The 4,375-nt window shown below is 50.6% G+C and carries 4 protein-coding genes; all 4 read left to right on the top strand.

What is annotated here, in order from left to right:
- Positions 1-433 precede the first annotated feature (433 nt).
- The gene (locus tag OXH16_14760; GenBank protein MCY3682660.1) at positions 434-1,234 is read left to right on the top strand and encodes a hypothetical protein; all 801 of its coding nucleotides are present in this window, start codon (positions 434-436) and stop codon (positions 1,232-1,234) included.
- Positions 1,227-2,681 (top strand): sulfatase-like hydrolase/transferase, encoded by a 1,455-nt coding sequence (locus OXH16_14755; GenBank protein MCY3682659.1) that lies wholly within the window; start codon positions 1,227-1,229, stop codon positions 2,679-2,681. The genes OXH16_14760 and OXH16_14755 overlap by 8 nt, the downstream gene beginning before the upstream one ends.
- Positions 2,682-2,729: 48 nt before the next feature.
- Positions 2,730-3,593: a phytanoyl-CoA dioxygenase family protein gene (locus OXH16_14750; protein MCY3682658.1), complete on the top strand. Its 864-nt coding sequence runs from the start codon at positions 2,730-2,732 to the stop codon at positions 3,591-3,593.
- Positions 3,594-3,663: 70 nt separating this feature from the next.
- Positions 3,664-4,375 (top strand): sulfatase-like hydrolase/transferase (locus OXH16_14745; GenBank protein MCY3682657.1); only part of this gene is annotated, 712 nt, incomplete at its 3' end.

Below are 4,375 nucleotides of genomic sequence, written 5' to 3'. Positions count from 1 at the left end.
GTGTTGTTGTTTTAACAATGGTATTGTTTTGGTCTGGTCATATTGCGAGAGAGACTTATTCTCATTTTTCCATGCTTGTATTCTCGCACAGAGTAGTTGATTATAGAGAATACGACATTCGTCAATATGCGTCAGCAAGATTTGTTCTTGCTTTTTGGTCGGTCGCAATCTGTATTTGAATGACTTAACCATAATAAAAATATATACTTATGTATTGTTTTTGTCAAGTGTAATATGGAATGAGTTTTGTTGATGAAATGCTGGCGCACTTGTACACCGCTTCACAGCCGCCGATAGTCCCGCTTAGACTATCCCATAGGCTAAAGCCGCCCCATAAATTCTATGCGCTTCGCCAAGCGACCCAATGCTAAAGCTCTCTGCGAGTGGGTTTTACGCCCATTTCTGATAAAAGAAAAAAGGAGGACAAGATAGAATGAGTGAGACAACGAATCTGCATTGGTCTTTCAACCACGACAGAAAGGGACAGGGGCAGTCTCCAGATTTTGCGCAGCAGTTCTGCTCTCTGGTAGAGGGGACGCTGGGAGCGACAGCCTCCGGGGATCGCGGAGGCGAAGTCACCCGCTATACGATTCTCCCCAATTTCAGGCGCGGCTATAAAGGCCCGGCAGACGGCGATGACCTGTCCGTGGGTGAGGTGGTGATCCGCCGGACGGTCGAGGGGGAGAATTGCCTGAACTATTCCGTTGTGTATAGAAATGTCGCGAGCGGAGAACTGATGGATATGCAATTTACATCCAATAGGGATGCATTTCGCACGTTGACCGGTACCTGGTCTGTGCAAGTAGAGAATTGTGCGGGAGACGGTTACAAGGAATTTTCCTGTGACGGACATCTGGAAGAGGACGGCTCTGTTTTCCTTACGACCAATGGACTGGATTTGCGGGCGGGTTTGGCTGATCTATCCGCACCACTGACCTGCAACTGGACGCTGTTCGACGTGATTCCTGCACTTGCAGACGGCCTGCGAGAATCCCGTAAGGCACAGCGCCTGACGATCCTGGAGGATCTCGAAAAAGTTCGAAACAACGGGCAGGTTCGTTTTCTCGAGTCGTACGATTTGCAGTTGGACAGCGATTCGGTTGCACTTACAGGATACGCCCTTATTGCAGAGGGGATGACGCCTTCTTATTGGTGGCTGGATGCGCGTGGCAGGGTGCTTATCGCAGCCACTTTGTATCAAACCCTGATCCTGACGGGAGGCGTAAATGCCTGATCGGCCGAATATTCTGTTTATCAACACAGATCAGCACACATGGGATGTGGTATCGGCTTATGGCTACCCTTATGTGAAGACGCCCAATATCGATCGGATCGTGCGCAACGGTATTTCTTTTATGAGATCGTACTCTACCGATCCCGTCTGTGGACCGACAAGGGCCAGCTGGATGACCGGACGGTACACTTCAGAATTGGGAACGCCGTTTAACGGTGGCCATCTGCACGAAGATATCCCGGATCTGGGTCAGGTTCTCAACAGCAATGGCTACCAGGCGTTTCATTCGGGCAAATGGCATGTCGATGGACGCGATGTCCGGAATTCGTTTCAACTTCTCTATATCGGGAACCGCCCGATTGGCGCTGGTGGTGGCGAGTATTACGACGGGGCGATCACGCATGCCGCGATTGATTTCCTGAGTCGATACGATGGTTCGGACCCCTTCTTCCTGCAGGTGCCTTATGTAAATCCGCATGATATTTGTCAATGTGAACACGATCACGAAGAAAAGACCATCCCGGATCCTATTGAGCAAGGAATATTGAGCGAAGAGGACCTGCCGCCACTGCCGTTGAATTTCCATTACGACGAACGCGAGACCGTGGTCCACAAGGTGGCGCGCAGGATGGACGAGTGTCTGATCCACTGGCCAATTTTGCGAAAAGTGCGCCATTGGTCCGAGATCCAGTGGCGATACCTGATGTGGCAACACCACCGCCTGGTCGAGAAAGTAGATAGCGAAATCGGGTTGCTTCTCGAGGCGCTGGACAAAAGCCAGTTTCGCGATAACACGTTGATTATGTTCACCATGGATCACGGAGAGGCGTATGGGCAGCACCAGATGTTTCAGAAGTTCTCACTCTACGAAGCGAGTGTGCGCGTTCCGTTCATTGTCGCTTCTCTGGGCGATAGTCTCAACGTGCCAAAGGATCTTAGGGACGAGACCCATTTTGTTTCAGGTGTGGATCTGTTTCCCACTGTGTGTGATTATGCAGGTATTGATATATTAGATGGCGTGCAGGGCCTGAGTCTGAAGCCGCTGGTAGAAGGTCAGAACCCTGAGTGGCGGGAGTTTGCGTACATCGAGAGCAATGGCTGGGCGCGGTCGCTTGTGTTTGATCGCTATAAGTATGTCGGCGAGTATATCTCCTTTGGGACGGAGCAAGATCTGGAGCCGATTGGACCGGACCCGGACCGAATTGGGCTGGAACAGGTGTTTGATCTGGTCGAAAACCCCGACGAGACGCACAATCTGGCATATCAGCCGGAAATGCGGGAAATGCTCAAGAGATTCAGGCAATTGATGATGGATTTTGAAGGGCAACTGAACCGACGAAGGATGACGGCCAAACGGCCTGCTGCGCAATTGCTCAATTGGGGAAAGCAAATTCGGGGATATTGGGATGCACATCCCGAGTTGGAGGAGATGCGGATACGGCTGTGATCCGCAATGGGGAGGCGTGTCCGTATCCGGGACCGAACGGAGGATGTTATGTCTGTATCTGAAATAATCGAATCTCATGTTGAGCAAATGAAAGCAGAGGGCTGGTGTTTGGTCGAAGGGGTGATTCCTGAGGATCAGGTCGATTCTCTTTGTGATCATGTGCAGGAGGGTCATAAAAATGGGCTGAAGTATTATGAAGAGATCGGTGGTTCACTTGTGTTTCAATCTGACGCAGAGGGCAAACCTCATAGAAATGCAGTTTCGTTTATTCCCGGTCTTGCAGCTTATTTTGGCGATGAACGCGTGGTGGGCATTGCAAAGGCACTGTTGGATCCGCATCACATACGTATTGCACAGACGGAGTTTAAGACACGGCAACCCGGCGAGCGAAAGATGGGTCACAGGGGGTGGCATTCAGATTTTCCACACGATTTGACAGACCGAGAACGGGCAGGTGCTTTTATAATGCCGTTTCCCAATGTGGTGGCAGGGATTACGGCATTATGGATGTTGTCGGATTTTTCACCAGAGAATGGCGGCACCTGGGTGGTGCCTCGCAGTCATCGGGATTTGCGGAATCCGCGGAGTCACTTGGACCCGCGCAATCCGCCAGAAATGCACGATGATATTCCGATCAAGCAATCGATCCCGGGCGAGATTCAACTGGAAGGAAAAGCAGGGAGTGTGGTGATGATCGACAGTCGAATCTGGCATACGGCGGGAAATAATCCGAGCGATGAACCGCGAGTGACGATGCTGACGCGGTATTCGCCATGGTGGATGAATCTGGAATTTGGGGGGCGTAATCAGGCAATGGTGCCGAGGGTGATTTATGAAAGATTTCCTGAGGAAGTAAAGTTGCTGTATAAGCATCGGGTTGAGGGGGAAGCGAATCCTATTCAGCGATATTAATCCCCAGCCACTCACAACGTGCGATTCCAAATGTATCACGTGATGCGATGCAAAAAGAAAGGTTTAGCAGATGAGTAAGTCGATAGATGACCATATCAAAGAACGTCCCAATATTCTGATTATTTTTACCGATGATCAGGGATATTCGGATCTTGGGTGTTTTGGAAACAAAAAGAACAAGACACCGCGACTGGATCAACTGGCGAAGGAGGGTACCCGCTTCACCAGCTTTTACGCCCAGCCGGTGTGCGGTCCGTCTCGGTCGGCATTGCTCACCGGTCGCTATCCGGTCCGCAGTAAGGGCTGGGGGATGCCCGCCAGTGAGATTACTTTTGCCGAGTTGATGAAACCCGCAGGATATCAGACGGTTTGTATTGGTAAGTGGGATGTCTCGAACAGGAAGGAAATTATCGAGCGGATGCCGAACGCGCAGGGGTTTGATTATTATTACGGTACTCTTGGCGCAAACGACAATGGGTTTATAAAGTTTCATGAGAATAACAGAGCGGTTGGTGAAACGGAAGACATGAGTTGTACGATTCGCCTGTACACCGATAAAGCGATTGATTTTCTGGAGAATCGCCGAGATCCGAACAAGCCGTTTGTACTCTATCTGGCGCATACGATGTTGCACACGATCATCGATGCATCTCCTGAGTTTAAGGGAAAATCGGCTGGTGGGCTATATGGGGATGTGGTTGAAGAGTTAGACCATGAGACCGGACGTTTGCTCGACAAGCTGGACGCGCTGGGGCTGCGCGACAACACACTGGTGATCTATA

This window comes from Gemmatimonadota bacterium (assembly GCA_026705765.1).
Taxonomy (GTDB): domain Bacteria; phylum Latescibacterota; class UBA2968; order UBA2968; family UBA2968; genus VXRD01.
The sequence above is the reverse complement of the archived record's forward strand: the minus strand, read 5'-3'. Positions and strand labels throughout refer to the sequence as shown.

Excerpts from the sequence above, each read along its gene's own strand:
- OXH16_14760 (MCY3682660.1), top strand. The coding sequence starts at position 434 with ATGAGTGAGACAACGAATCTGCATTGGTCTTTCAACCACGACAGAAAG.
- OXH16_14755 (MCY3682659.1), top strand. The coding sequence starts at position 1,227 with ATGCCTGATCGGCCGAATATTCTGTTTATCAACACAGATCAGCACACA.
- OXH16_14750 (MCY3682658.1), top strand. The coding sequence starts at position 2,730 with ATGTCTGTATCTGAAATAATCGAATCTCATGTTGAGCAAATGAAAGCA.